This window comes from Ruegeria sp. A5 (assembly GCF_056543005.1).
The window spans coordinates 39,397-64,847 of sequence record NZ_JBQGAV010000009.1; the positions used below are offsets into that span (position 1 = coordinate 39,397).

The following is a 25,451-nucleotide window of genomic DNA, read 5'->3' on the forward strand; positions in this document are numbered from 1 at the left end:
CATTTGGTGGGCGTATTTGTTTTGGTCACTGTCTAATCTAGTGAACTGTGCGGCGCGCGAATTTCCCGCCATGTTCATGAGAGACGGCACACACATACCTGCGGCCCAAACCTTACCGCTACGCAAAGAAGCGCAAACTTTTTTTAACTTCCTGTGAACCACTTCACTGAACGCGGTCAAAGATTGCGCCATTCTGAGGATGTTAGTGAGTAGGCGCTTCTTTTGTTTCGAGCGTCGGGTTTTTCATAGTCCTCCCTTTTTTACTGGGCGTGCCTGTAGCGGGCGCGCCCATTTTCGTTCGGGACACACTGATGAAACCTACTTGCCTTTGGTATCAAGCGCCTGAACGCCGGGATGGCGAAACAGTTTCGCCATCGCAATCAATGCCAGTACACCGCAGATGACCGCGAGCACGAAAGGCATCCGCAAATTGATAGCCATGAGGGACCCGCTGAGGGCCGTAATGGTCCCGGAGCCCAACGCGTAGATGGCGACTGTCACACCCATGACCCAACCTTGCTCGGTTGGGCCGACGCTCGCGGAAAACAACGAAAGCATGGTCGGGTACATGATCGCGAACGCGATGGTTATCGGAACAATCAGGACATAGGTCAGATCGGCCATGGGGTTCAGCATGAAGGCCAATATCCCAAGTGCCATCGCTGCAATGGAGACATACAGAATCGGAAACTTTTTGTACCGCTCGTGCAGCGGCGCGGTGAGGTAGGCACTGCCAAAGGCCATGGAGCCTCCGAACACGGCGAGGGCCATGCTGTTTTGAAGCGTACTGAACTTGAACCGGGTCAGCAGATACGTGTCGATGAAGAAGAAAAACGCATTCAGGCACATCAGCGAGAACAACATGACGACCGAAAGCCGCAAAACGACCGGGTTCGAGAAGACTTTCCACAGGTTCAAAACAACATCTAAAAGCCCGAAGTCAATTTTTTGTCTTTTGAAACCGGGTTCGGAGAAGAAGAACAGAATCAGTGCCATGTTGATCAGGATCAGGGCAATGGCGACGTAGAAAGGCAGTTCCAGTGACGCAAATGATCCCATCAGGTTTTGGTCGCTGAGCAATCCTGAAATCAGTGGCCCCCCGAGCAGGCCCAGCGCGGATGCCGCAACAATCATCCCGAGGTTTTTTGATTTCTCCTGATCGTCATGGCTGATGTCGATCAATGCGGCCTGCGCAATGGGTTGGTTGGCCGTCGTAAACCCGGAAATGGCGCGCCCCAAAAGTAACAGCCAATAGCTAGACGTCATTATCGCGGCCACAGTCAAAACATAGCCGATCAGGGCACCGGTAAGGCAGATCATGATGCCTGTTTTACGCCCGATATAGTCCGACAACTTGGCGATAAAGGCCGCCCCGAAAAAGTAGAACAGAAAGAAGACGACAATCAGAATCGTATAGTCGAGCTGGCGGATATTCGTCGCTGTTCCATGTGCGAGGAAAGCCTGGTGTGGATCCAGCAGGATCGTGTTGAAAATCGGCACGATCAATCCAAAACCCATCACGTCAATGAATACGACCAGCAACAGAGACAATCGTGAAAGGTTCATAACAGCTTCCTCATTACGGTCCCGGAATAATCCAATTTCAAAACGTCGAGGGGGCCGGCCACATCACAAGAAACACGCGCTGCGCCAAGAGTTGCCCGGAGTCAGGGTATGGGCTCTTTTGTTTTCTGTCCAATTTGGCGCGGCGACGGGCGGTATCCGGGTGGCTGACCTTGGGTTTCGAATTGTGACGCCGCGTCGCGAAAGCCGGGCCCTAGGTTAGAAGGTTGACGTAAGCGTAAGCAGTGTCGTGATTTTTTTCCAAGCGGTCAAAAAAATGATGCAAACAGCAGATTTCTTCCCCCTTTCTCGGCACCCCATTTTTCTTACATGGACGGTGTCGCTGCGGGTTCACACTCACGGAAGTTGGTCTTTGAGCCCTTCCCTCAAGTGGCTTGGACCTGACCCGCAGCGGCAAGGATTTGATGACCATATGTTGCGGGAGTTGAATGATGCCATTGAAGACAATTCTGAGCCGGGTGTTTGCAACCAAGATGTCTGAGACGTCCAACGCCACAAATGCGCGGTCGATTTTGAATAATCCCTACGACCATAAGAAGGCAATTTCGAAGGTCGAGACAGCGGCGGTTCTTCGCGGGATCCTAGAAGATGAAAAGATGGAATATCCAACCCAAGGCAAACGCGAGGATTCGCTGCACTGACCGCCGTTTGGTACGCTCCTGACGACTGCTGCATGGGTACGCGCTACAGGGGCCGCTCCGGACCAAAAACGCCCGCCGAACTGGCGGGCGTTTCGGTTTTCTCAGGATAATCCCAGTTACATCTTGGCCTTTTCTGATTTAAGCGCCAGCCACAGGCAGTAGCACATGATCAGAACCACCAAGGTAAACGGAATTCCAGTCGACACCGCTGCCCCTTGCAAGGCAGAGAGACCTCCGCCCAGCAGCAGTGCGATTGCAACAAGGCCTTCAAGCGTGCACCAGAACACGCGTTGCACAACTGGTGCGTCCATCTTGCCGCCTGCCGTGATCGTATCGATCACCAGCGAGCCTGAGTCCGACGATGTGACAAAGAACACAACGATCAGGATCAGAGCGATCGGGGCAATGATGCCGTAAAGCGGCAGCTCTTTCAGGAAGCCGAACAGCGCGCCCTCGGGGGCATAGCTTTCGATCACTGTGGCGCGGACGCCCTCTGCTCCGCCTGCGTTCAGCATGTCAATTGCGGCGCCACCAAAGGTCGACATCCACAGGGCGCAAACCGCAGTGGGTGCCAACAAGGCGCAGATCACGAACTCACGCACCGTACGACCTTTGGAAATGCGGGCGATGAACATGCCCACGAAAGGTGACCACGCAATCCACCAGGCCCAGTAGAAGGTTGTCCAGCCGTGGAAGTAGCTGGTGTCTTCCCGACCGAACGGATTGGACAGGGCCGGTAGATGGGTCACGTAATCCACCATAACGTTGAAGTACCGTGCAATGGCGGTTCCGACACCGGTAACTACGATGACGAAGATGAACAGTCCTACGGCCATGATCATGTTGATCTCACTCAACCGTTTGACACCTGCATCCATGCCCATCAGGACCGAGCCCAGTGCGATCATCGTAATGCCTATGATCAGCAGGACGGTGACGGTGGGGCTGGGTTCGATGCCAAAGACCTCATACAGCCCGGCGGCCACCTGTTGTGCGCCCAAACCCAATGATGTGGTCAGGCCGAAGAGGGTCGCGAATACTGCCAGAGTATCGATGATGTGGCCCCACCAGCCCCAGACGCGCTCGCCCAGGATCGGATAGAAAGCCGAACGCAGGGTCAATGGTAGCCCGAGATTATAGCTGAAGATTGCAAGCGCCAGACCAACGGCCGCATATACCGCCCAGCCTTCGAGACCCCAATGATGGATCGTGCCGACAATGCCGATGTATTCGTTACCCGGCACAGCGATATCGATGCCCAGCGGGCGGGCGTTGCCGTCTTCTGCAAAATTGTAATAGACCGGCTCCATCACGCCGAAGAACAACAGCCCGATGCCGATCCCGGCCGCGAACATCATCGCGATCCATCCGGCGTAGGAATAGTCGGGTTTGGCGTCCTTGCCGCCGATCCGCACCTTGCCCACAGGTAAGATGATCAGCACCAGACAGAACAGGGTGATTGCGTCAACCGACAGCACCAGAAACCAGTCAAACGTGCTGGTCAGCCATGGTCGGAGCCAGCCAAAGAACGTGGCTGCGGATTCCTGATTTGCCAGCGCGATCAGGACGAACGCAAAGATCAGGATACTAGAGATCAAAAAGACCGGGTTATGGATGTCCAGACCGAAAGGCCGGACATTGTCCTGCCCCAGCTCATATTCGGTCTCAAAGTCATAAATCCGGGGATCCGGATCCAGCATTTTCTTGGTTTGTGCCATGCGTCTGCCCTTCTGTTCGCTACGTGCAAACGCCAAGGTATTCGACCGGCGGACGGAGGTGATATTCGTATTCCCTTGGCGCGTTTCCGTCGTTTCGACCGCAGGTATGGTGGTTTCAGCCTATACGGATACTAAATTTTCACCAAATATATTCGATTTCGCGAATAGTTAGGCGGTGGGAGCGACCGAATTAGCTTTCAGAGCTGCAAATATCCTGTTATTCAACCAAATGGTTGACTGAAGCAGAAAAGGCATGTAATTCATCCAAATGGTTGAACGAGAGAATCGCTATGACCTAGGCGCTATATTGAAGGCCGCGTCCGACCCAACCCGCCGCGTGATCCTAACGATGCTCGCGCAGCAAGGCCCCTTGCGGGTGACGGATATTGCGCGGCAATTCGATATGAGCCTCAACTCGGTGTCCAAGCACATCAAGGTGCTGGAGAATGCCGGGCTGGTGCGGCGTCGGACGGAATGGCGCGAGCATCTGATCGAGGTGCAGATGGCCCCCTTGTCAGCCGTGGATGACTGGTTCGCCGGGCTGCGTTCGATCTGGGCGCTTCGGCTGGACGCCTTGGAAACTGCTTTGGAGGACCCAGAAGATGACGGAACTGTCCCTTGAAATAACCCGCGCCATTCCGCACCCGCCGGAAAAGGTGTTTGATGCTTGGCTAGACCCGGAAATGTTGGCCAAGTTCATGCTGCCCGGTCCCAACATGTCAGTGCCCGAAGCTTATTCTGACGCCAAAGTAGGGGGCCGGTTCAAGATCATCATGCGCGCGCCCGAGGCCGGGGACCTGCCGCATGAGGGCGAATACAAAGTGATCGACCGGCCCAATCGGCTGCAATTCACTTGGAACTCTCCTTACAGTCAGGACGATTCCACCGTGACGCTAGATTTCACGCCCACCGATAAGGGTACGGAATTGCGCCTGCACCACATCCGCTTCCCTTCGGAAGAAAGCCGCAACAATCACGAAGGTGGCTGGACCCGAATCCTTGAGACGCTGGAGGGTGCGCTGTGATCAACTGGCTCGCCCTTGGCGTGGGTGTGATCGCGGCCTTTCTGCTGGGCTGGCTGGTCTACGGACCCGTCGGCTTTCAGAAACGCTGGGCCGAGGGAACACGGATCGACCCCACCCCGCCCGAATCTCCACCCCTGCCGCAGATGGCGGCCCAGATCGTTTTCCTGATCCTGCTAGCCGCTGTGATCGCGGTGACCGAGACCAACAACAGCCTTGGCGTTGCGGTGCTGGCGATCCTCGCAGTGGCTGCTCAGGCCGCATCGGTCGGGGCATGGGCACAGAAAAGCGGCTTCGCCATCGCAGTCGACACCGGATATGCGCTGGGCTGCGGCGTGGTGATGATATTGGCGCACGCTATCCTTTGATACATCGGCCCCTGCCCAGCTTGGGCGGGGGTTAGGCAATCCCCTGCCCCCCAAAAACTCCCGACTTTCCAAAGCTTGCAAACTGATGTATGGGCCTGTCATCTGAGACGTTGTGCCCTGACCCCGGCACTCGAATGGAAGATAAAGTGGGGTCGGCGGCAATGGGGCCGCCATGCAAACCGGAGACCCGCAGGGGCGGGAGTGCTCCGTTCTAGGATACGCATATGTTTGATGTAACAAAGAAATCGATTCAGTGGGGCGAAGAGACGCTGACACTGGAAACCGGCAAGGTTGCCCGTCAGGCCGACGGCAGCGTGATTGCCACGCTGGGCGAAACCAGCGTCATGGCAAACGTGACCTTTGCCCGTGCTCAAAAGCCCGGTCAGGATTTTTTCCCGCTGACCGTACACTATCAAGAAAAATACTATGCCGCCGGTAAGGTTCCGGGTGGCTTCTTCAAGCGCGAAGCGCGCCCGACCGAGAAAGAGACGCTGACCGCGCGTCTGATCGACCGTCCGATCCGCCCGCTGTTTGTTGACGGCTTCAAAAACGAAGTTCTGGTGATGTGCACCGTGCTGTCCCACGATCTGGTCAACGACCCCGACATCGTTGCGATGATCGCAGCCTCTGCCGCACTGACCATTTCCGGCGCGCCGTTCATGGGTCCGATCGCCGGTGCCCGCGTTGGTTTCGAGGATGGCGAATACGTTCTGAACCCGACCGTCGACGACATGCAGGACCTGCGCCTGAACCCTGAACAGCGTCTGGACCTGGTTGTTGCCGGTACCAAAGACGCCGTGATGATGGTGGAATCGGAAGCGTACGAACTGTCCGAGGCGGAAATGCTGGGCGCGGTAAACTTCGCGCATGAGCAAATTCAGCCCGTGATCGACCTGATCATCTCGCTGGCCGAAGAAGCCGCGAAAGAGCCGTTCGAATTCGTCGCCCCCGATTACTCGGAGCTGTCCGCCGCTGTTTCGGCTGCCGGTGAAGAGAAGATGCGCGCCGCGTTCGCGATCACCGACAAGCAAGAGCGCACCGCCGCTGTCGCCGCGGCCCGTGAAGCGATCAAGGAAGCGCTGACCGAAGAGCAACTAGAAGACGGCAATCTCGGTTCCGCTATGAAGAAGCTGGAAGCTGGCATTCTGCGCGGTGACGTCGTCAAAGGCGGCAAGCGTATCGACGGTCGTTCGACCACCGATATCCGTTCGATCGTCGCAGAAACCTCGATGCTGCCGCGTACACACGGTTCTGCCCTTTTCACCCGTGGTGAGACTCAGGCATTGGCCGTGACCACGCTGGGCACCGGTGACGACGAACAGTTCATCGACGCGCTACACGGCAACTTCAAATCGAACTTCCTGCTGCACTACAACTTCCCTCCCTACTCGGTGGGTGAAGTTGGCCGCGTGGGTGGTCCGGGCCGTCGTGAGATCGGCCACGGCAAGCTGGCATGGCGTGCCCTGCAGGCGGTTCTGCCTGCAGCGACCGACTTCCCCTACACGATCCGCATCGTGTCGGAGATCACCGAATCCAACGGCTCGTCCTCGATGGCGTCGGTTTGCGGTGGTTCGCTTTCGATGATGGATGCGGGCGTTCCGCTGAAAGCACCGGTTGCCGGTGTGGCCATGGGTCTGATCCTGGAAGATGACGGCAACTATGCCATCCTGTCGGACATTCTGGGTGACGAAGACCACCTTGGCGACATGGACTTCAAAGTGGCTGGCACCGAAAACGGCATCACCTCGCTGCAGATGGACATCAAGGTTGCGGGCATCACGCCTGAGATCATGGAGAAAGCCCTGGCGCAAGCCAAGGACGGCCGGATGCACATTCTGGGTGAGATGGGCAAAGCCCTGTCCGAGACCAACGAATTCTCGGTCCACGCCCCGCGCATCGAGACCATGAACATCCCCACCGACAAGATCCGTGAAGTGATCGGTTCGGGCGGTAAGGTCATCCGCGAGATCGTCGAGGTTTCGGGTGCCAAGGTCGACATCAATGACGACGGCGTCATCAAGATCGCGTCGCCCGACGGTGAATCGATCAAGAAGGCCTATGAGATGATCCACTCGATCGTTGCTGAGCCGGAAGAGGGCCAGATCTACACCGGTAAAGTGGTCAAGATCGTCGACTTCGGTGCCTTCGTGAACTTCTTTGGCAAGCGCGACGGTCTGGTACACGTGTCCCAGATCGAAAACCGCCGCCTGAACCATCCGTCGGATGTTCTGAAAGAAGGTCAGGAAGTAAAGGTCAAGCTTCTGGGCTTTGACGATCGCGGCAAGGTGCGCCTGTCGATGAAAGTTGTCGATCAGGAAACCGGCGAAGAGATCGTTCCCGAGAAGAAAGAAAAGAAAGAGGAAAGCGCAGAGTAATCTGCCTCTTTTGCAAGAACGAAGGCCCCGGTAATCTGCCGGGGCCTTTTTCTTTGGGCGAATGTCGAGTGCCGTAGCGATACTGTGGAATGTGCCGATCATCAGCTGGTGCTGGGGTAGGCTTCAATTTAGATGAGGATACAGTTTTAATCGCTGAGTGCATTGCCCTGAAACAGAGCCTCGCAACCACTTAAAACGTTGGCTTTACAGGCCCGAGGCATCTACTTGGGCGTTCTTTTCTACTCATTGCCGATAAATGAATGAATTTACGACGATATCCGATCGTTTCTTGGTTTATTTCTTTTCTTCGATCAAAAGCTCTTCTATGAGCGCGCCTAACAGTTGCGTCCTCGATTTGACCTTAGCTTTTTTGTAGATTGAATTGTTCTGGGACTTGATTGTTCCCTCGCTGGTCTCGCGCAGTTTAGCTATTTCTGCGAGGGACAGGCCCTTTACGGTGAGCAGTGCAACATCTCGTTCCGCAGCACTAAGGCCCCAACGGTCGAACTGTAGTTCCAGCATCCGAAAAAACTCGCCTTGAGCCTTTCGCAGGTTCTGTTTGACTTCTTGGTGACGTCGCAAAAACAGCCTGTGGCTTTGCCAAATCAAAAGCCCCCCAAGAATAAACCCAAATAGGGTGATGAGAGCCGTGATTTCATGGACCACCCAACTCGCGGAAAAAATGTAGTACCCTGTTATTTCGCCAATCAATTCGATCACAAACGTCAAAGCAGAGATCGCATATACAGCGATCCCCGCTTTGAACATGGCTTCTTTTTTAAACCATTTGTTCAAACCCCAATCTCGCTTGGGCTCAAGTTGGAAGCTGAATTAATCATCGTCGCCTTCGTCATCCCCTTCGCCATCGTCACCTTCACCGTCGCGCTCGCCATCGTCGCCTTCGCTATCGCGTTCGCCGTCATCGCCTTCGCTATCGCGTTCGCCATCGTCGCCTTCGCTATCGCGCTCGCCATCGTCACCTTCGCTGTCGCGCTCACCATCGTCGCCTTCGCTGTCGCGTTCACCATCGTCGCCTTCGCTGTCGCGTTCACCATCGTCGCCTTCGCTATCGTTTTCCCCATCGCCTTCGTCATCGTCACCTTCGTCATCAAATCCTTCGTCGTCATCTTCGTCGTCATCTTCGTCATCAAAATCTTCGTCGTCATCTTCCTCATCGTCGAACTCATCGTCTCGCTCTGAACGATCCCGAACGATGGTTCCGTCTTTCCCCAGCACCACTTCTCTCTCGATTCCAGGTCCAGTTGCTTCAAAGCGAAGATTCCCAAACAGCGTGTTGGTTATTTCGATTCGTTGGAAACCTTGTTCTGTGAGTTCGTCGATGATGTCTTGCTTGGTGGTTTGCGAAAGCGCCGTGGTGGCCATCAGAACGAAAGTTGATGTCAGACCGATAGTTTTCTTGTTCATGTTCCCATCCTCAAAGGAATTGCCAATTGAACTAAAACATCGGCGCTTTGCGATGGGAATATAACTTAGGTTGGTTAGGCCAGACTTGAACCAAAGAACTATATCCTCAACGGTACTGGGTAATGCGCGCAATGTGCGGGAACGTGGATTTGGAGAGCGCCGAAAAATTTTTCAGGAGCAAATTCCTGAATTTGATCTCGGACCGATCTGAATTTACAGCCATGTAGTTTTTGAAGGTGACACCGAGGATATGCCCGAAGCCAAGAAATTCGAAAAGCTCTTCTCTACTCCAATGATGCGATTTGTGGTGCCTAACAGTGCAGCGCTTAATGCGGCGATTCTGTTTGAGGCCGAAAAGATGCGTGAGGAAGACGAGGGTGCCTCAAAATCCAATCGCGGCGGATGGCACTCAAACGGAAACCTCTTTGATCGCGATACGCCCGCTATTCAGAATTTGCGAGACGCGGCCGAAGATGCGGTGTTTCAAATAACGCGAAAGGTCTCAGACAAGGTTGAACCGGATAAACTTCGCCTGAAACTGTTCGGGTGGATAAACGACAATCCTTCCGGCGGGTACAATGCGCCGCATACTCATCCCGGCGCGCATTGGTCTGGAGTGTACTATGTTTCTCAACCCGAGATCGAAGAAGGTTCGTCTGGAATGATTGAGTTTCTCGACCCCCGAAACGAGTTGCCTCACTGGCGCATACTTCAGGCGAGTGCTTTTCGGAACAAAAAGAAGCTGCGCCCGGCAGCCGGCGAAATGATCCTTTTTCCATCCTATCTGACTCATTGGGTCCACCCAAACCTAAGTAAAGAAAGCCGCGTCTCGGTTGCCTTCAACGCAACCTTTCGACGTCCAAAATCGGATCCCAGTTAATCGCCTCGAGATACGCAGCCTCTGTGGTATCGAACATCATGGCAATGTTTTGCCTGGTCAGCGCAGTCAGCGCGGCTTTCAGTTTCCATCAGAAGCTACAATCCTTTGGCAGCGAGACCGCGTTCAACTGACGTATCCGATCCCAACCACCGCCTCGGCAGGCGTGCCCACAGTCGATCCAACCATAGCCAATCTGCCTTTTTCGATCAGTGCCGCTTTCGAGCCCTGCGCGTCACGGTAAACGATATGTTAACACTTCTAAGTTGAGTTAGCTCAAAGTTAAGGAAATCCAAATCATCTGGGACGTCGCCGCGCTTTGGCCTCTATCACCATCTTTGAGATCGACGGAGATCCGTTTGGCAACCCCAGTGTGACGGTGACCCAGGGGTTTCAGGTCACCATTACTGATGATGATAATTTTCTCGAAAATCCGGACAACAACGGCAGCCAACAGTTCGATACCCTCCCAATCCCCGGGCTGAACAACTCCGGCAGCTTTCAGATATTCGAAGGCTACAGCGCGACGGTCGGAGGTGCACCGGTCACCTACACACTGCTGCAATTCTCGGGTACGCAATACATCGTTGTGACCTCGGGAAACGTTGCTGTTAACGATGTACTGACAGGCAACTCACTGGCCCAGGGTACTGCACCTGCGGTCGAATATGACAACCTTCCCAGCTTTGTCTGCTTTACTTCGGGGTCACATATTCTGACACCATCGGGCCAGCGTCTGATCGAAGAAGTCAAAGCAGGCGATCATGTGATCACCGCAGATGGCACCGGTCGGGCCGTGCGCTGGGTGGGTCGGCGACGGATGAGTGAGGCGGATCTGAGACAGACCCCTAAGCATTGCCCGATCCGGATCAGTGCGGGCAGTCTTGGGCCGCAGACACCATCGCGAGATCTGCTGCTGTCACCTCAGCATCGGGTTGTCGTGTCCTCACCTTCGTTGGAACTGCATCATAGTCACCCGATGATGTTGGCGACGGCCAAGTCTCTGCTCAACGGCAAGTCTATCACGCAAGTACCGCCAACCGGGGGCGTCGAGTACATTCACATTCTATTCGACCAGCATGAGCTGGTGAATGTCGAAGGATTGTGGTCGGAATCGTTTTATCCCGGCGGATACACGTTGGACGCGATGAGCAGTGCGGTGAAGGAGGAACTATTCGAGCTGTTCCCCGAGCTTCATTCCGACGCAGGCGGCTATGGTGATACGGTGCTGCCGGTTCTGAAACCGTACGAAGTGCAGATGCTGCGCCCGGAGCTGTGTGCCCCTTGTGGAGCTACTGCAGCGTTTGCGCACTAAACGAGGGCGGGGGCTTGTGCCCCCCGCCCATTATCCAATCACGATGGCGCTTTGGTTTTGCGCAGATAGGGGAAAATCGTTTCGAACTCGCCGAACTTCTCTTTTGCCTCATCGTTGGAGACCGCAGGTGGAATGATCACATCCTCACCCGGCACCCAATTTGCGGGGGTTGCCACGCCCTTGGCGCTCATCTGCAGGCCATCCAGCGCACGCAGAATCTCGGCAAAGTTGCGGCCCACGGTCATCGGGTAGGTCATGGACAGTTTCAACTGCTTATCGGGTCCGATGATAAAGACAGAGCGTACAGTTGCGCTGTCGGCAGGCGTGCGGCCGTCGGGCAGATAGGCCTCGGCCGGCAGCATGTCGAAGGCTTTGGAAACAGCCAGACCGTCATCCGCGATGATCGGGAAGCCGGGGTTGGCGTTGCCATAGGCCTCGATATCTTTTTTCCACTTCTTATGATCTTCGACACCATCGACCGACACGCCGATCACTTTGGTGTTCCGCGCCGCCCATTCATCGTTCAGCTGCGCAACTGCCGAAAACTCGGTCGTGCAAACAGGAGTGAAGTCCTTGGGGTGTGAGAACAGGATGGCCCAGCTATCGCCAATCCAGTCATGAAACTGGACGGTGCCCTGATCTGTCTCTGCGGTGAAATTCGGGACCGTATCATTGATGCGCAAACCCATTGGGAAACTCCTTTCCTGTGAAAAATCGCGAGTCGATTGCTGCCAACCTAATCACTTTGCGCAGAGGTTAAACCATTCATGTTGCGCTGTCAGAAGATTCAGTAGGTAGATAATTTGATCAAATTATGTTTTACCCTTGCCCGACACCCGGGTGGGTGACAGAGTGCGAATGAAAACCGACCGTTCGGTCGATTGATTCCTGATCCGGAGGATGAGCCATGATCGAAAAACGCGATTTCTATATCAACGGCAAATGGGTCGCCCCATCAGAGCCGAATGATTTCGAAGTGATCGACCCGTCGACCGAAGAACCATGCGCGGTGATCTCGCTAGGGTCAGAGGCTGACACTAACGCCGCGGTTGCTGCGGCCAAAGCTGCTCTGCCTGGTTGGATGGCAACCCCGGTGGACGAGCGCATCGCTTTGGTCGAGAAACTGGTCGATATTTACGCCACCCGCTCAGAGGATCTGGCCCAGGCGATGTCGATGGAGATGGGTGCACCGATCGATATGGCGCGCAGCCAGCAATCGGGCGCGGGGATCTATCACCTGAAAAACTTCATCCGTGCCGCCAAGGCGTTCCAATTCGAACGTCCGTTGGGCGATCATGCGCCGAATGACCGGATCATCTATGAAGCGGTGGGTGTGGCAGCCCTGATCACCCCATGGAATTGGCCGATGAATCAGGTCACGCTCAAGGTCGGCGCGGCGGCGATTGCGGGCTGCACGATGGTGCTGAAACCGTCCGAGCAAAGCCCGCTGAACGCGATGATCTTTGCTGAGATGATGGATGAGGCTGGCTTCCCGGCTGGTGTTTTCAACCTGGTGAATGGCGATGGCGTGGGCGTGGGCTCTCAGCTCTCGGGGCACGCAGATGTTGATATGGTCAGCTTCACCGGTTCGACCCGCGCGGGCACGGCGATTTCCAAGAATGCGGCGGATACACTGAAGAAAGTGCATCTGGAACTGGGCGGCAAAGGGGCCAATGTAGTCTTCGCCGATGCCGACGAAAAGGCGGTAAAACGCGGCGTCCTGCACATGATGAACAACACCGGTCAAAGCTGTAACGCGCCCAGCCGGATGCTGGTGCAGCGTCCGATCTATGATCAGGCGGTTGAGACAGCCGCCGAAGTGGCGAACAAGGTCACCGTCGGCAGTGCCGCCGAGGAAGGCCGACATATCGGACCGGTGGTGAACGAAGTGCAGTGGACCAAAATTCAGGACCTGATCCAGAAAGGAATTGATGAGGGCGCGCGTCTGGTTGCAGGCGGCACGGGTCGGCCAGAGGGGCTGAACAAGGGCTATTATGTGCGCCCAACGGTTTTTGCCGATGCCAATAACCAGATGACGATCGCGCGCGAGGAGATCTTTGGCCCGGTTCTGACTATGATCCCCTTCGACACCGAAGAAGAAGCCATCGAGATTGCCAATGACACACCTTACGGGCTGACCAATTATGTTCAGACCCAAGACGGTGCACGCGCCAACCGAATGGCTCGCGTCTTGCGGTCGGGCATGGTTGAGATGAACGGCCAGTCGCGCAGCGCTGGGTCCCCGTTTGGTGGGATGAAACAGTCCGGCAATGGCCGCGAAGGCGGGGTTTGGGGCTTGGAGGACTTCCTTGAGGTCAAAGCCGTTGGCGGTTGGGCCGCCGAATAACCCTGTCTGGAAATATCAAAATGTGAGGCACCTTAGGGTGCCTCGCTTTGTTTCTTACGCAGGTCGGACGATAAGCTGCGGCTCTCCGTCCGACGTGTGACGGGTGGATCGACCATCCCAGCCAATCTCACCTGTCACCCGCTGGCGAAGGGACGAAAAACTGTCGAACCGGACCACATCTACGGGCACGTCGAACTGAAGGGTCACCCGGCGATGTCCGCCATCCCCAATCATGGTCAGACCGCGGATTTCGGCGGTGAAGGGCTGACCCAGATATCGGCCCTCAACCCGGTCACCAACGCGCAGCTGCACTCGATTTCCTGCCATCGCGTGCAACGTGTTCCAATCCCGCGCACCGAGTTGATGCGCCAACAGTTCCAGCGCCTCGCTATGTGATAGCTTCACTCCGGCGTCCAGCAGGCGTTTGCGCAGGCGTTTTGCCTGCTCTTTCAGCTCCGCAACCGGAGCGATGTTCTGAGTATGTGTCATGGTGTGCCTCGTTTCCTGAAACGGGCGCGAAATCTGGACGGGGTTCGCATTGCCATCCGCGCGCCTGGAAAGGGCAACAGATGTGATTCAATCGGGTTTCACCAAAGCCTAAGGCCGCGAACGGCAGGGGACCCGAACCTGCCGTGCATATGGCAACGACGCGCCAGAATGTCAATCAGGCGTCGGCCTGCGCCGCCTCATAGGCCAGCATAGCGCGCTTGACGGGCAGTCCCCAGTGGTAGCCGCCCAGGCCGCCCGATTTGCGTAAGGCACGGTGGCAGGGGATCAGCCAACTGACCGGGTTGCGCCCAACTGCGGTGCCCACGGCGCGCACCGCTTGGGGTGAGCCGACCCGCTGCGCGATCTCGGAATAGGTGGTGACCTGCCCCGAAGGGATGTGCATCAGCGCTTCCCATACCTTGATCTGCAGTGGTGAGCCGATCAGGTAGAGTGGGGTCGGCTCCAACCGGTCGCTGGCCGCACCGAAGGCGCTGAGCACCCAAGGCCGCAGGCGCATCGGGTCCTCGACAAAATCAGCATTGGGCCAACGAGAGATCATGTCTTCCATCGCCGCCTCCTCGCCTGTCTCGGCCCCAAAGGCGATTCCACAGATTCCCTTGTCAGTTCCCATAACCAGCGCAGGGCCAAAGGGGCATTCGAACCAGCCCCAGTAGATCGTGAGACCTGCGCCTTTGCGGGCATATTCACCGGGGCTCATGGATTCCCATTTCAGGAACAGGTCATGAAGCCGCCCACTGCCGGACAGCCCCACATTATGAGCGGTTTCCAGCGTGGTGAAACGCTCGTGCAACAGAGCTTTGGCATGGCCAAGGGTCAGGTATTGCTGGTATCGCTTCGGAGAGACCCCGGTCCAGCGTGAGAACAGACGCTGAAAATGGGCAGGGCTCATATCCATCTGGCGAGCCAACTCATCAAGACTGAGACTCTCTCCGCCTTGATCGATCAATTCGATCGCGCGCCGCATGACGTTATAATGATATCCGCTTTCTGCTGTCTGGACGTTCATCGGTCACCTCATCAGTTACAGGAACAGTAACTTGCCCCTGTCGATCTTGCGACCCGGAACCTGCGCTTTATCTTGTCAACTGAGTTGACGAATCAAATCGATTTCTCCTACCATTCAGGTATGGGACACAGGTTGGATCAGATTTATCAGGCAGTTCAGGCCACCCGGCCTTTGCTGCGGAACATCACGGCAGCAGTTGAGCAGGGCAGCCAGCGCAAAGGCGTGACCGTCGGGCAACGTGCCCTTTTGGAAGGTCTGTCGCTATCTCCCGGCGCGACAGCCCCAGTGCTATGCGCCGAGCTGCAGCTGAAACGACAATATGTCTCGCGCATCTTAAAAGAGCTGATGGGCGCACAGCTGATCGAAAGCCAGCCCAATCCCAAACGTGCTGGCACCTACTGCTACCGGCTGAGCCCTGCGGGCGAAGAGACGATCACGGCAATCAGAGCGGATGAGATGGCCAAGCTGACACGCTTTGCACAGGATTTTTCTGCGTCAGAGCTTGCCGCCTATCACAAGGTTCAGCTGGCCCTGACCCGCTATTTCGCAGAACTCGCCAAGGAGGCCTGACATGACCGTCTTTTGGATAATGGCGGCAAGCATCATGATCGCCGTGTTGTACATCCTCTTGCAAATCCGAAAAATTGGCACTCCGACAACCGGAGCCAAAATAGACCTGGCATCGCGGCCTGAAACGGCGCTGCTGGTGATCGATATGCAAACAGATTTTACCTCGATACCCGCCTGGGATGACGCGCAAATTGAGGGTGCCTTGTCGACGATCCGGTCAACGACGGACAGCGCCCGCCAGTCTGACTGGTCCGTGATTGCCATCCGTCATGAATTCAAGGGACGGCTGGCGAACTTGCTGAACGGGTGGTTCAATCAGGGGCGCGGCAACGCAAGTTCCGACGGAGTTGGGTTGGATCCGCGTCTTGCGCTGAATCCCGATGCCGAGTTTGTAAAATCCGTAGGTGACGCCTTTTCTTCGCCGGGCTTTGAACGGTTCCTGCAAGACAAACGGATCGGAACGCTGGTTCTGACAGGGTTGGACGGGTGTCATTGCGTGAATAAGACCGCGCAGGGCGCGCTCAATCGAGGATATCGGGTTCAGATCGATCCGGCGGCTGTACTGGCAGCTGATCCGAACCGGTGGCAGGGGATCAGGGATCAACTTGCAACGGCGGGGGTGGATTTCCGACTGCAAAAGTGAGGCATAGGGATAAATCGACCAAGACCCGCGCCTAGGCAAAACCAAAACGCACCTTTTCAATTGCGACCGCTTGTCTGGCAGGGCATTAAGGCTCGGATGGCCAATCAACTCGGATACCACAAGATCCGCGAGATCTTTACGCGTTTTCACGACGCCGACCCTGAACCCAAGGGCGAGTTGGAGCATGTAAACGTCTATACTCTGGTCGTTGCCGTCGCACTGTCAGCGCAGGCGACCGATGCCGGCGTCAACAAGGCTACGCGCGCGCTATTCAAGATCGCTGACACGCCGCAGAAGATGCTGGATCTGGGCGAAGAAGGTCTGATCGAACATATCAAGACCATCGGCCTGTTCCGCCAGAAGGCCAAGAACGTAATCAAGCTGAGTCGCATTCTGGTCGAAGACTATGGCGGTGAGGTGCCCAACTCCCGCGCGGCGCTTCAATCGCTACCGGGTGTGGGGCGCAAGACAGCCAATGTTGTCTTGAACATGTGGTGGCGATATCCGGCGCAGGCGGTGGACACGCATATCTTCCGCGTCGGTAACCGCACCGGCATTTGTCCGGGCAAGAATGTAGACGCCGTCGAACGCGCCATCGAAGACAACATACCGACCGACTTTCAGCTGCATGCGCATCACTGGCTGATCCTGCATGGCCGCTATCACTGCAAGGCACGCAAACCACAGTGCCCTACCTGTATCATCCGCGATCTCTGCGAATTTGAGGACAAAACCGAATGAAAACCTACCAACTGACCGGCATCGGAAACGCCGTTGTGGACGTGATTTCCCAAGCCGATGACAGTTTCCTTGAGCTGATGGGCATCGAAAAGGGCATCATGCAGCTGATCGAACAGGAGCGCGGCGAGGTACTGTATGCCTCGATGGAAGGCCGGGTGCAGACGCCGGGCGGCTCGGTTGCCAATACCATTGCGGGTGCGGGTGCACTGGGTCTGGATTCGGCGTTTATCGGGCGGGTGCATGATGATGCGCTGGGGCGGTTCTATGCGGATGCGATGAACGAGGATGGGGTGGATTTCGTGAACCCGCCGGTGCCGGGGGGCGAGCTGCCAACCTCGCGTTCAATGATCTTTGTCTCACCGGATGGCGAGCGGTCGATGAACACCTATCTGGGTATTTCGTCCGAGCTGTCTTCTCGGGATGTCTCGGAAGACGTCGCGGGCAACAGCCAGATCATGTTCCTCGAGGGCTATCTGTTCGACAAGGAAAAGGGCAAGGCGGCATTCCTGGAGGCCGCGCGCAACTGCCACAAGGGTGGCGGCAAGGCGGGCATCGCCATTTCTGACCCGTTCTGTGTAGAACGGCACCGGGTCGATTTCCTGCTGCTGATCGAGAATGAGCTGGATTTTGTAATCGGCAACGAGGCCGAAATCAAATCGCTGTTCGAAACCGACGATCTTGAAGAGGCGCTGGCGAAAACGGCCGAGATTTGCCCTCTGGTCGTCTGCACCCGGTCTGGCGACGGGGTGACCGTTCTGAACGGCGACGCGCGCATCGACGTACCAGTTGAAAAGATCGTCCCCGTGGACGCGACCGGCGCGGGCGATCAATTCGCCGCCGGGTTCCTTTATGGCATGGCAACAGGCCGCGATTACGAGACCTGTGCGCGGATCGGCAATGTCTGTGCCCGCGAGGTGATCAGCCATATCGGCCCGCGCCCTGAGGCGAACATGCAGGAGTTGCTGCAGGCTGAGGGATTGCTCTGATCCCGCGAAACGCAACGTAACGCTGGTGCGTCACATTTCGGAATGGCTACCCTTTTTTTGGATGTAAGGGGGAGCCAATTCATGTTGGGCAGAGCACTCAGGATCACCGCAGGAACATTGGCGTTGGGGCTTGTGGCCGGCGTTGGGTACCTGCTGATCTCTCCGCCCGACCTGTTGCGAGTCGGGACCAACTATTCTGCCAAGATCGTCTGTTCTAACGTGTTCATCGCCAGGCGGGATGCGCAGGAGGTACTGGCGGTTGATGTGCAGGCGCCCGGGCATCCGTTGCTGAAACACGTCTCGGTCTCGGTAGACCCCGAGGCGCAATCAGTATCCGCAAAGCTACTCGGGATCTTCGCCCCTGCGACCAGCCAATATCGCGAGGGGCTTGGATGTGCGAATACGCATGAGGCCCAACCGGTCAACGCCCAGCTAAACACTCTGCCCGCGCTGTCTGATGCACTTTGGCCGGAAGGCACCACCGTGGCCCCAGCGCAGAACTCCAAATTGGCAATGGTTCTGTCGGACCCGACCATTCTGGGAAAGGGCTTCCGCGCCGTAGTTGTGGTGCATGATGGCCGGATCATTGGTGAGGCTTATGCGGATGGATTCGACGAAAATACCCCTCTTCTGGGCTGGTCAATGACCAAAACCATAACCTCTGGATTGATTGGAACGCTGATAAAATCCGGTCAGATGAAGTTGACGGATACACTGGTCGATTCATTTCCCGATTGGGCAGAGGACAACCGGCAGCACATTACCGTCGAGGATATGTTGACCATGTCAAGCGGCCTGCGATGGAACGAAGGCTATGGTGACGTCTCGGACGTGACTCGGATGTTATATCTGAGCGACGACATGGCGGGGTTTGTCACTTCGCTTGAGGCCGAGGCTGAGCCAAATACTGAATTCAACTATTCGTCGGGCACATCCACCGTCTTGGCGCGGGTCTGGCAGGATCAGGTCAAAGATGACAGCTTGTCCTATCCGCAGCGCGCACTCCTGCTGCCACTGGGCATGACCTCGGCCATACTTGAAACTGATGTTTCTGACACCTTTGTCGGCTCAAGCTATATGTACGCCACAGCGCGGGATTGGGCACGATATGGGCAATTCCTGCTGCAGGGCGGCACATGGGACGGGCAGCAAATTCTGCCCGAAGGGTTCACTGACTGGATGTTCGAACCGGTTGCTGTCTCGGGCGGGGCATATGCCAAAGGTCACTTGTGGCGCGACGTGCCGGGTGGAGAACCCCCGTTCGAAGATGCGGTCTGGATGGCCGGACATGATGGGCAATCGGTCGGGATATTCCCTTCGCGTGATTTGGTGATCGTGCGATTGGGGCTTACACCGTCCGATACCGGTTATTCCCCGCTGCCGCTGGCCAAAGCGGTGATTACGGCGCTTGGTTCCTGACCCGAACTACCCGAGATGCGGCTGAAACGCAGAAAGCACCTGCTGGTAGACGTCCTTTTTGAACGGCACGATCTCATCGACCAGCCGCGTCGTGGTCTGCCATTTCCAGTGGGTGAACTCGGGGTGCTCGGTTGCGATATCGATCTGATCATCCCGGCCTAAGAACCGCATCAGGTACCACTTCTGCTCCTGTCCGCGATACCGGCCCTTCCAGATTTTCGGCACAATGTCATGCGGTAGGTCATAGGGCAGCCAGCCGTCGGTCTCGGCGATGATGTCGACCAGATCGCTGGTTACACCAGTTTCTTCCCAAAGCTCGCGCAGGGCCGCATCGCGCGGGTCTTCGCCCTTGTCCACGCCGCCCTGCGGCATCTGCCAGGCGTCCTTGTGACGATCATTGCGCTGACCGACAAAGATCAGACCCTCGGCATTCATCAACATCAGTCCCACGCAGGGGCGATAGGGCAGTTTGGCGATTTCATCAGGGGTCATGCGCGGCCTCGTGATTAAGCTTTGCTGCGTCTCTAGCAAGCGCCGCAGTAAAGGCAAAGGGAATGACGTTAGGTTTCGCGTGACAAAGGTGACGCGAAGGTCAATCTGACGGTCAAAGTCGGGAGGGAGAGTTTGCCATGACTGCGTACCCAAACATGTTGGCCCCGCTGGATCTGGGTTTTACCACGTTGAAGAACCGCGTGCTGATGGGCTCGATGCATACCGGTCTGGAAGAGACCGGCGACTGGATCCGTGTCGCCGAGTTCTACGCGGATCGCGCGCGCGGTGGTGTTGCTTTGATGGTGACGGGTGGGATTGGCCCGAACCTTGAGGGCTCGGTGCTGCCCGGGGCCTCGATGATGACCAATGATGAAGAGGTGGCGAACCATTCCATTGTGACCAAACGTGTGCATGAGGCAGGCGGCAAGATCGCGATGCAGATCCTGCATGCGGGGCGCTATGCCTATGGTCCGAAATGCGTGGCCCCCAGCCCGGTGAAATCCCCAATTTCTCCGTTTCCGCCGCATGAGTTGGACGAAGAGGGTATCGAGAAGCAAATCAGCGACATCGTCAACGCGGCTGTTCTGGCCCAACAGGCGGGCTATGACGGGGTCGAGATCATGGGGTCCGAGGGGTATTTCCTGAACCAGTTCCTCGTGACCCACACCAACAAGCGCGAGGATCGCTGGGGTGGGTCATACGAGAACCGGATGCGTCTGCCTATCGAGGTGGTGCGCCGCACGCGGGAAGCCGTGGGGAGCGATTTCATCATCATCTATCGCCTTTCGATGATTGATCTTGTGCCCAATGGGTCGACCCATGACGAAGTCGTTGAACTTGCGCAGCGGATTGAACAGGCCGGGGCAACGATCATCAACACCGGTATCGGTTGGCATGAGGCGCGGATTCCGACGATTGCCACCAGCGTTCCCCGTGCAGCGTTTGCGTGGGTTACCAAGAAGCTGATGGGTAAAGTCGGGATTCCAGTGATCACCTCGAACCGGATCAACACGCCTGAGGTTGCCGAAGAAGTTCTATCGACCGGTTGCGCCGATATGGTGTCTCTGGCGCGGCCCATGCTGGCCGACGCGGATTTCGTGAACAAGGCGATTGCGGATGAGGCCGCGAAGATCGCGCCGTGTATCGCATGCAATCAGGCCTGTCTGGACCACACTTTCAGCGGCAAGCTGACCTCATGCCTGGTCAATCCGCGCGCCTGTCATGAGACCGAATTGGTGATCGGCAAGGCCGAGACACGCAAGACAGTGGCCGTTGTCGGCGCTGGCCCTGCAGGTTTGTCCACCGCGATGACAGCTGCCCAGCGCGGCCATGATGTAACCCTGTTTGATCGCGCCGCCGAGATAGGCGGGCAGTTGAACATGGCCAAACAGGTGCCAGGGAAAGAAGAGTTCTGGGGACTGGTCGACTGGTATCGCACCATGATGGACGACCTAGGCGTGACGGTCGAACTGAACCGCGAAGTCAGCGCAGATGATCTGATCGGTTATGATGAGGTGGTCATCGCCACCGGTGTCACTCCTCGTGATCCACAGATTCCCGGCCAGGATCGGGACAATGTGCTCAGCTACATCGACGTGCTGCGCGACAAGGCCAAGGTCGGCAGCACCGTCGCCGTGATCGGGGCCGGAGGCATCGGGTTCGATGTCTCCGAATTCCTGCTGGAAGACGGTCACAGCCCAACCACGGACCTTCCATTGTGGATGAAGGAATGGGGCGTGACCGACCCCGCAGAACACCGCTCGGGCCTGGCCCCCGAGGGCCCGCAGCCCGAAGCACCAGCACGGCAGGTCACGCTGCTGCAGCGCAAGGCGCAGCGTCACGGCAAGGGGCTGGGAAAGACAACGGGCTGGATCCACCGCGCGACATTAAAGATGAAGGACGTCAGTTTCGTTGGTGGTGTGAATTATGAGCGCATCGACGAGGACGGCCTGCATGTCAGCTTTGGCGAAACCCGCGATGATCCAACCGTCATCGCAGCCGAGTCGATCGTCCTATGTGCCGGGCAGGTCTCGGACCGGTCGCTGGCGGATGAGCTGATCGAACGTGGAATGACCCCGCATGTGATTGGTGGCGCAGATGTGGCAGCCGAGCTGGACGCCAAACGTGCGATCAATCAGGGCACACGTCTGGCGGCAGCGTTCTGACGTTGTAATGCCAGTGCGCTGGAGAAAGCCGCCCCGGAAGAGGCGGCTTTTTTAGTTCCTCTTGACTCAAGTGGTACTTAAGTACATATGTACAACATGAGTCAGAATATAGAACGCACCCAAACAGGAATTCGAATCGAGAAGCGACTTTTGAAGGTTCTCAAAGGGCTGGCAGAATCGCTGGACATGACCCTTGGCGACCTGATTGAGGGCGTCGCGCTGCACAGCTTTGAGAACAAGCCAGCCTTCTCTGAAGAGACGCTGAAGAAGATCAAACAGCTCAAAAGTGTCTACGACTTCGATTGGACAGCTGAAGACAGCCACCGTTTCAAGGAGGATGAAGAATGAGCGCATCGCGATACGCCGACGTCACCATCGCATTTGAAGCACACGCAATCGACAACGCAACGTTCGGACACGCCAAACATGTGCAAGTCGCTTATGACCTGCTACGCAAGTATGATTTCATCGATGCCGCAGCGATCTACGCCAAGGGTATTCGCGCGTTAGCAGCGAACGCAGGCGCACCGGACAAGTTCAATCTGACAATCACCTACGCATTCATGAGCCTTATCGCAGAGCAGTTGGCCAACACGCAAGCTACTGACTTTAAGAGTTTCGCACAGGAAAACTCCGACCTGATGGCCAAGTCAGTACTCAACCAATGGTATTCTGCGGAACGTCTCAACACGCAGCTTGCCCGCGATATATTCCTGCTGCCTGCCGCCGCATAATCGTGTTTTGCGGCGAAGGTGAATTGTTACTCAACAGTGATCGTAATCACCTCGGACACAATGGGCGTCGCATGCGGGACGTGGCCTGCATCCCCAAGCACCAGCTGCAAAGTATGCTCACCCGGAGCAAGTTCCAAAGTCACCTCAGTCTGACCGCCACCGAAATGAATGTGATTGGCGTCTGCGGGCAGACCGTATGACAGTTCGTCCGCACCGTCTTCTCCCTGCCCAAGTGGTGGGCGATCAATCAGGAGGTGATGGTGCCCTGTATTTTCCTTGTCGGTTCCTGCAGGGGCAACGCCCATGCCGCTGAGGCCAAAGACTACGATCACAGGTGATTGCACGGTGTCCCCGTCAGACAGGTTGACGAAATAGACCTTCGCATCTGGATTCGATGGTGTTTCCCCTCCGGCCCACGCAAGGCTGGCGGTCAGACACAGGGTAATGACAGCAAATAGGGCTTTCATAGTCTCCTCCGTGGTCACAAAAATGCCATTCTCATCATAGCACGATTGGAAAAAAGTCCAGAAAACGGGATTTTGTATCGAAAGGCATGGTCCGCGGCATATAGGCCCGGGCGTTTCCTAGTTGCAAACGATCCGATTCAAAACCCTGATATTATCCCATGTCTGCCCAGTTCTTGCCCAGATTGATCGCGATAAAGAGACAACGAACGGAAGACCTGGGGAACGAGAATGGATCGACTAACTGAAATGGAGGCCTTTTCCAACGTGGTGGACCAGGGTGGTTTCACCGACGCGGCCAAGAAAATGGGCATCTCCAAATCAGCCGTGTCTAAACACGTCTCGAGCCTCGAGGCGCGGTTGGGGGCAAGGCTATTGAACCGGACAACGCGCCGGGTTTCGCCAACCGAGATCGGGTTGGCCTATTATGATCGCGCCCGTCGCGTGCTGAACGACGCAGGCGAAGCGGATGCGCTGGTGACTTCGATGCAATCTGCGCCTTCTGGTCTGCTGCGGATCTCTGTGGCAACAGATTTTGGCGTCAATCACCTGTCGCCGGTCCTGTCGGACTTCCTGTCGGCCTATCCGGACATCACCGTGAACATGGTTCTGAACAACCGCTATGTTGAGCTGATTTCCGAAGGCTTTGACGTGGCCGTGCGCATTGGTGAGCTGGAAGACAGCACGCTGCGCGCCCGTAAGCTGACCGAAACAGTGAAACGCATGGTCGCGTCGCCGAGATATATCGAGCAGTTCGGACGCCCGCAGAAGATCGACGATCTGAACGAACACAAACTGCTGCATTACTCCAGCCAATCCTCGGGCAGCGTGTGGAAGCTGACGGCGCCTTCGGGCGAGAAGCGTCAGGTCCGCACTGCTGGCTGGCTGAGCGTAAATGATGGGCAGTCGCTGCTGAACGCCGCGATCTCGGGGCTTGGGATCGCGCATCTGCCCAGCTATCTATATGCCGAAGCACTGAAATCGGGCGAGGTGGTAGACGCCATGCCATCGCTGCCGGATGAGGTTCAGGGCGTCTATGCGGTCTACCCGCCGGGCCGGTTCACCCAGCCCAAGGTGCGGGCTTTCATTGATTTTCTTGTCGAGTCCTTTGCCGAAAAGGGTCCGATGGATTGGTAGAATTCTCCCTGTGGCACCTAAACGGCCCGTGCTGAATAGCACGGGTCTTTTTTTGTTTAGCGATGCATCAGTTAGTCTCTGGTGATACGGCCCGCTGATACAGGTGCCACGTGGTGTGGCCCAGGATCGGCAGCGTGAAAATCAGCCCCAGAAACGCCGGAACCAGCGACAAAAGCATGGTGACCGAGATGATCGCCGCCCAACTGAGCATTACCACCGGGCTTTCAGCGACCACGCGAATGGACGTGAGCATGGCGGAAACAAAGTTGGTTTCCCGATCCAGAAGCATGGGCATGGCCACCACAGTCACCGAGAACAGGACCGCAGACAAAAACGCGCCGATGCAGGTGCCGACCGCTAGAAAGATCCAGCCTTGCGATGTGAAGAAGATGGTGTTCATGAACCCTTCGAAATCCGAGAAGGACGCCTTTTGCAGGATGATCGCCAGCCAAAGGCGGATTTGGTAGGTCCATACCCAGAAAATGAACAGGGTGACAAAGGCCATCCAACCCATCTCGCGCTTGCGTTGATGGGCCATGACGCTGAGGATTTCGGACCAACCGAAGCTTTCCCCTTTCTGCATCCTACGGGACATTTCATAAAGCCCGGCGGCCGCAAATGGGGCAACCAGCGGAAAGCCTACGGCGGCAGGAATGATCATCCAGATCTTGCCAAGCCCGACCAGGCACCAAACGAACAGGATGCCGAAAACCGCGTAGAACAGGCCGAAAAAGCCGCTCATGACCGGGTGTGCGAGGAAGTCGGAAAACCCGGCCTTCAGCGATGCGGTAATATCCTCGGCCGTCAGCCTGTTAACCTCGGGCATGGATTGCTGTGGGACCGTGTTATCCGGCGGAGTGGTATCTTCGGTTTTGGATGCCATGACGCATTCCTCCCAAAGCATGGTGACTG

At 56.5% G+C, this 25,451-nt stretch carries 27 protein-coding genes; 17 read left to right on the forward strand and 10 right to left on the reverse strand.

What is annotated here, in order from left to right:
• Positions 1-318: 318 nt before the first annotated feature.
• Positions 319-1,566, reverse strand: coding sequence for an MFS transporter (locus ACR0AY_RS17615; protein ID WP_170598398.1), 1,248 nt, complete (start codon positions 1,564-1,566; stop codon positions 319-321).
• A 449-nt stretch (positions 1,567-2,015) separates the two neighbouring features.
• Between ACR0AY_RS17615 and ACR0AY_RS17620 the strand changes: the two genes are divergently transcribed.
• Entirely contained in the window at positions 2,016-2,225 is a 210-nt protein-coding gene (locus tag ACR0AY_RS17620) for a hypothetical protein (RefSeq protein WP_170408501.1), read from the forward strand.
• 116 nt (positions 2,226-2,341) lie between these two features.
• Here the strand turns inward: ACR0AY_RS17620 and ACR0AY_RS17625 are convergent, their stop codons facing one another.
• Positions 2,342-3,943 carry a BCCT family transporter gene (locus tag ACR0AY_RS17625; protein WP_170394697.1) on the reverse strand — a complete coding sequence of 534 codons (1,602 nt, stop codon included), beginning with the start codon at positions 3,941-3,943 and terminating at the stop codon, positions 2,342-2,344.
• A 268-nt stretch (positions 3,944-4,211) separates the two neighbouring features.
• On the opposite strand from ACR0AY_RS17625, the gene ACR0AY_RS17630 reads away from it, so the two are divergent.
• From ACR0AY_RS17630 to pnp, 4 genes are all read left to right on the forward strand, one after another.
• Positions 4,212-4,565, forward strand: coding sequence for a metalloregulator ArsR/SmtB family transcription factor (locus ACR0AY_RS17630; protein WP_170394700.1), 354 nt, complete (start codon positions 4,212-4,214; stop codon positions 4,563-4,565).
• Positions 4,546-4,968 carry an SRPBCC family protein gene (locus tag ACR0AY_RS17635; RefSeq protein WP_170394703.1) on the forward strand — a complete coding sequence of 141 codons (423 nt, stop codon included), beginning with the start codon at positions 4,546-4,548 and terminating at the stop codon, positions 4,966-4,968. Before ACR0AY_RS17630 ends, ACR0AY_RS17635 begins: the two co-directional genes overlap by 20 nt.
• Complete coding sequence (locus tag ACR0AY_RS17640) at positions 4,965-5,333, forward strand: DUF1761 family protein (RefSeq protein ID WP_170513987.1); 369 nt, start codon at positions 4,965-4,967, stop codon at positions 5,331-5,333. Before ACR0AY_RS17635 ends, ACR0AY_RS17640 begins: the two co-directional genes overlap by 4 nt.
• Positions 5,334-5,557: 224 nt before the next feature.
• Positions 5,558-7,708, forward strand: coding sequence for a polyribonucleotide nucleotidyltransferase (gene pnp, locus ACR0AY_RS17645; protein WP_170515055.1), 2,151 nt, complete (start codon positions 5,558-5,560; stop codon positions 7,706-7,708).
• A gap of 294 nt (positions 7,709-8,002) precedes the next feature.
• Here pnp and ACR0AY_RS17650 read toward each other — a convergent pair whose 3' ends face one another.
• Positions 8,003-8,503: a helix-turn-helix transcriptional regulator gene (locus tag ACR0AY_RS17650; RefSeq protein ID WP_170394711.1), complete on the reverse strand. Its 501-nt coding sequence runs from the start codon at positions 8,501-8,503 to the stop codon at positions 8,003-8,005.
• Positions 8,504-8,539: 36 nt separating this feature from the next.
• A complete protein-coding gene (locus ACR0AY_RS17655) occupies positions 8,540-9,133 on the reverse strand; it encodes a hypothetical protein (RefSeq protein ID WP_170515059.1) in 594 nt (197 codons plus the stop codon).
• A gap of 250 nt (positions 9,134-9,383) precedes the next feature.
• On the opposite strand from ACR0AY_RS17655, the gene ACR0AY_RS17660 reads away from it, so the two are divergent.
• Together ACR0AY_RS17660 and ACR0AY_RS17665 are read left to right on the forward strand one after the other, a co-directional pair.
• Complete coding sequence (locus tag ACR0AY_RS17660; protein WP_170515061.1) at positions 9,384-10,013, forward strand: TIGR02466 family protein; 630 nt, start codon at positions 9,384-9,386, stop codon at positions 10,011-10,013.
• 316 nt (positions 10,014-10,329) lie between these two features.
• A complete protein-coding gene (locus tag ACR0AY_RS17665) occupies positions 10,330-11,325 on the forward strand; it encodes a Hint domain-containing protein (RefSeq protein ID WP_170515064.1) in 996 nt (331 codons plus the stop codon).
• Positions 11,326-11,363: 38 nt separating this feature from the next.
• Here the strand turns inward: ACR0AY_RS17665 and ACR0AY_RS17670 are convergent, their stop codons facing one another.
• Positions 11,364-12,014, reverse strand: coding sequence for a peroxiredoxin (locus ACR0AY_RS17670; RefSeq protein WP_170408508.1), 651 nt, complete (start codon positions 12,012-12,014; stop codon positions 11,364-11,366).
• A 218-nt stretch (positions 12,015-12,232) separates the two neighbouring features.
• Here ACR0AY_RS17670 and ACR0AY_RS17675 point away from each other — a divergent pair, with 218 nt between their 5' ends.
• Positions 12,233-13,672, forward strand: coding sequence for an aldehyde dehydrogenase family protein (locus ACR0AY_RS17675; RefSeq protein ID WP_170515067.1), 1,440 nt, complete (start codon positions 12,233-12,235; stop codon positions 13,670-13,672).
• A 54-nt stretch (positions 13,673-13,726) separates the two neighbouring features.
• On the opposite strand, the gene ACR0AY_RS17680 is transcribed toward ACR0AY_RS17675, so the two are convergent.
• Both ACR0AY_RS17680 and ACR0AY_RS17685 read right to left on the reverse strand, forming a co-directional pair.
• Positions 13,727-14,161, reverse strand: a complete 435-nt coding sequence (locus tag ACR0AY_RS17680) for a glyoxalase superfamily protein (RefSeq protein ID WP_170394728.1) — start codon at positions 14,159-14,161, stop codon at positions 13,727-13,729.
• Between the two features lie 175 nt (positions 14,162-14,336).
• Positions 14,337-15,188 (reverse strand): bifunctional helix-turn-helix domain-containing protein/methylated-DNA--[protein]-cysteine S-methyltransferase, encoded by an 852-nt coding sequence (locus ACR0AY_RS17685; protein WP_170394731.1) that lies wholly within the window; start codon positions 15,186-15,188, stop codon positions 14,337-14,339.
• 120 nt (positions 15,189-15,308) lie between these two features.
• Between ACR0AY_RS17685 and ACR0AY_RS17690 the strand changes: the two genes are divergently transcribed.
• The 5 genes from ACR0AY_RS17690 (at position 15,309) to ACR0AY_RS17710 (ending at position 19,547) form a co-directional block, all read left to right on the forward strand.
• The gene (locus ACR0AY_RS17690) at positions 15,309-15,758 is read left to right on the forward strand and encodes a MarR family winged helix-turn-helix transcriptional regulator (RefSeq protein WP_170515070.1); all 450 of its coding nucleotides are present in this window, start codon (positions 15,309-15,311) and stop codon (positions 15,756-15,758) included.
• Position 15,759: 1 nt separating this feature from the next.
• Positions 15,760-16,401 (forward strand): cysteine hydrolase family protein, encoded by a 642-nt coding sequence (locus ACR0AY_RS17695; protein ID WP_170515072.1) that lies wholly within the window; start codon positions 15,760-15,762, stop codon positions 16,399-16,401.
• A gap of 96 nt (positions 16,402-16,497) precedes the next feature.
• Positions 16,498-17,142 carry an endonuclease III gene (gene nth, locus ACR0AY_RS17700; protein ID WP_170515076.1) on the forward strand — a complete coding sequence of 215 codons (645 nt, stop codon included), beginning with the start codon at positions 16,498-16,500 and terminating at the stop codon, positions 17,140-17,142.
• Positions 17,139-18,128, forward strand: coding sequence for an adenosine kinase (locus tag ACR0AY_RS17705; protein WP_170426125.1), 990 nt, complete (start codon positions 17,139-17,141; stop codon positions 18,126-18,128). The genes nth and ACR0AY_RS17705 overlap by 4 nt, the downstream gene beginning before the upstream one ends.
• A gap of 81 nt (positions 18,129-18,209) precedes the next feature.
• Positions 18,210-19,547 (forward strand): serine hydrolase domain-containing protein, encoded by a 1,338-nt coding sequence (locus ACR0AY_RS17710; RefSeq protein ID WP_170408515.1) that lies wholly within the window; start codon positions 18,210-18,212, stop codon positions 19,545-19,547.
• Between the two features lie 6 nt (positions 19,548-19,553).
• On the opposite strand, the gene ACR0AY_RS17715 is transcribed toward ACR0AY_RS17710, so the two are convergent.
• Positions 19,554-20,039 (reverse strand): RNA pyrophosphohydrolase, encoded by a 486-nt coding sequence (locus ACR0AY_RS17715; RefSeq protein ID WP_170426121.1) that lies wholly within the window; start codon positions 20,037-20,039, stop codon positions 19,554-19,556.
• Between the two features lie 137 nt (positions 20,040-20,176).
• On the opposite strand from ACR0AY_RS17715, the gene ACR0AY_RS17720 reads away from it, so the two are divergent.
• The 3 genes from ACR0AY_RS17720 to ACR0AY_RS17730 all read left to right on the forward strand — a co-directional run bounded on the left by ACR0AY_RS17720 (position 20,177) and on the right by ACR0AY_RS17730 (position 22,938).
• The gene (locus ACR0AY_RS17720; RefSeq protein WP_170408517.1) at positions 20,177-22,204 is read left to right on the forward strand and encodes an NADPH-dependent 2,4-dienoyl-CoA reductase; all 2,028 of its coding nucleotides are present in this window, start codon (positions 20,177-20,179) and stop codon (positions 22,202-22,204) included.
• A 186-nt stretch (positions 22,205-22,390) separates the two neighbouring features.
• Positions 22,391-22,552, forward strand: a complete 162-nt coding sequence (locus tag ACR0AY_RS17725; RefSeq protein ID WP_480454480.1) for a hypothetical protein — start codon at positions 22,391-22,393, stop codon at positions 22,550-22,552.
• Complete coding sequence (locus tag ACR0AY_RS17730; protein ID WP_170408519.1) at positions 22,549-22,938, forward strand: hypothetical protein; 390 nt, start codon at positions 22,549-22,551, stop codon at positions 22,936-22,938. The genes ACR0AY_RS17725 and ACR0AY_RS17730 overlap by 4 nt, the downstream gene beginning before the upstream one ends.
• 26 nt (positions 22,939-22,964) lie before the next feature.
• Here the strand turns inward: ACR0AY_RS17730 and ACR0AY_RS17735 are convergent, their stop codons facing one another.
• Positions 22,965-23,405 carry a DUF4399 domain-containing protein gene (locus tag ACR0AY_RS17735; RefSeq protein ID WP_170515079.1) on the reverse strand — a complete coding sequence of 147 codons (441 nt, stop codon included), beginning with the start codon at positions 23,403-23,405 and terminating at the stop codon, positions 22,965-22,967.
• A gap of 228 nt (positions 23,406-23,633) precedes the next feature.
• On the opposite strand from ACR0AY_RS17735, the gene ACR0AY_RS17740 reads away from it, so the two are divergent.
• Complete coding sequence (locus ACR0AY_RS17740) at positions 23,634-24,539, forward strand: LysR family transcriptional regulator (protein ID WP_170394766.1); 906 nt, start codon at positions 23,634-23,636, stop codon at positions 24,537-24,539.
• A 67-nt stretch (positions 24,540-24,606) separates the two neighbouring features.
• Here ACR0AY_RS17740 and ACR0AY_RS17745 read toward each other — a convergent pair whose 3' ends face one another.
• Positions 24,607-25,422 (reverse strand): DUF2189 domain-containing protein, encoded by an 816-nt coding sequence (locus ACR0AY_RS17745; RefSeq protein WP_170515081.1) that lies wholly within the window; start codon positions 25,420-25,422, stop codon positions 24,607-24,609.
• Positions 25,423-25,451 lie beyond the last annotated feature (29 nt).

What these genes read in the sequence shown, in the direction of transcription:
- ACR0AY_RS17670 (WP_170408508.1), bottom strand. Translation starts at nt 12,014, where the DNA reads ATGGGTTTGCGCATCAATGATACGGTCCCGAATTTCACCGCAGAGACA.
- ACR0AY_RS17745 (WP_170515081.1), bottom strand. Translation starts at nt 25,422, where the DNA reads ATGGCATCCAAAACCGAAGATACCACTCCGCCGGATAACACGGTCCCA.
- ACR0AY_RS17730 (WP_170408519.1), top strand. Translation starts at nt 22,549, where the DNA reads ATGAGCGCATCGCGATACGCCGACGTCACCATCGCATTTGAAGCACAC.
- ACR0AY_RS17695 (WP_170515072.1), top strand. Translation starts at nt 15,760, where the DNA reads ATGACCGTCTTTTGGATAATGGCGGCAAGCATCATGATCGCCGTGTTG.
- ACR0AY_RS17655 (WP_170515059.1), bottom strand. Translation starts at nt 9,133, where the DNA reads ATGAACAAGAAAACTATCGGTCTGACATCAACTTTCGTTCTGATGGCC.
- ACR0AY_RS17660 (WP_170515061.1), top strand. Translation starts at nt 9,384, where the DNA reads ATGCCCGAAGCCAAGAAATTCGAAAAGCTCTTCTCTACTCCAATGATG.
- ACR0AY_RS17725 (WP_480454480.1), top strand. Translation starts at nt 22,391, where the DNA reads ATGACCCTTGGCGACCTGATTGAGGGCGTCGCGCTGCACAGCTTTGAG.
- nth (WP_170515076.1), top strand. Translation starts at nt 16,498, where the DNA reads ATGGCCAATCAACTCGGATACCACAAGATCCGCGAGATCTTTACGCGT.
- ACR0AY_RS17630 (WP_170394700.1), top strand. Translation starts at nt 4,212, where the DNA reads ATGGTTGAACGAGAGAATCGCTATGACCTAGGCGCTATATTGAAGGCC.
- ACR0AY_RS17620 (WP_170408501.1), top strand. Translation starts at nt 2,016, where the DNA reads ATGCCATTGAAGACAATTCTGAGCCGGGTGTTTGCAACCAAGATGTCT.
- ACR0AY_RS17690 (WP_170515070.1), top strand. Translation starts at nt 15,309, where the DNA reads ATGGGACACAGGTTGGATCAGATTTATCAGGCAGTTCAGGCCACCCGG.
- pnp (WP_170515055.1), top strand. Translation starts at nt 5,558, where the DNA reads ATGTTTGATGTAACAAAGAAATCGATTCAGTGGGGCGAAGAGACGCTG.
- ACR0AY_RS17680 (WP_170394728.1), bottom strand. Translation starts at nt 14,161, where the DNA reads ATGACACATACTCAGAACATCGCTCCGGTTGCGGAGCTGAAAGAGCAG.
- ACR0AY_RS17705 (WP_170426125.1), top strand. Translation starts at nt 17,139, where the DNA reads ATGAAAACCTACCAACTGACCGGCATCGGAAACGCCGTTGTGGACGTG.
- ACR0AY_RS17625 (WP_170394697.1), bottom strand. Translation starts at nt 3,943, where the DNA reads ATGGCACAAACCAAGAAAATGCTGGATCCGGATCCCCGGATTTATGAC.
- ACR0AY_RS17675 (WP_170515067.1), top strand. Translation starts at nt 12,233, where the DNA reads ATGATCGAAAAACGCGATTTCTATATCAACGGCAAATGGGTCGCCCCA.
- ACR0AY_RS17685 (WP_170394731.1), bottom strand. Translation starts at nt 15,188, where the DNA reads ATGAACGTCCAGACAGCAGAAAGCGGATATCATTATAACGTCATGCGG.
- ACR0AY_RS17740 (WP_170394766.1), top strand. Translation starts at nt 23,634, where the DNA reads ATGGATCGACTAACTGAAATGGAGGCCTTTTCCAACGTGGTGGACCAG.
- ACR0AY_RS17710 (WP_170408515.1), top strand. Translation starts at nt 18,210, where the DNA reads ATGTTGGGCAGAGCACTCAGGATCACCGCAGGAACATTGGCGTTGGGG.
- ACR0AY_RS17735 (WP_170515079.1), bottom strand. Translation starts at nt 23,405, where the DNA reads ATGAAAGCCCTATTTGCTGTCATTACCCTGTGTCTGACCGCCAGCCTT.
- ACR0AY_RS17715 (WP_170426121.1), bottom strand. Translation starts at nt 20,039, where the DNA reads ATGACCCCTGATGAAATCGCCAAACTGCCCTATCGCCCCTGCGTGGGA.
- ACR0AY_RS17615 (WP_170598398.1), bottom strand. Translation starts at nt 1,566, where the DNA reads ATGAACCTTTCACGATTGTCTCTGTTGCTGGTCGTATTCATTGACGTG.
- ACR0AY_RS17720 (WP_170408517.1), top strand. Translation starts at nt 20,177, where the DNA reads ATGACTGCGTACCCAAACATGTTGGCCCCGCTGGATCTGGGTTTTACC.
- ACR0AY_RS17635 (WP_170394703.1), top strand. Translation starts at nt 4,546, where the DNA reads ATGACGGAACTGTCCCTTGAAATAACCCGCGCCATTCCGCACCCGCCG.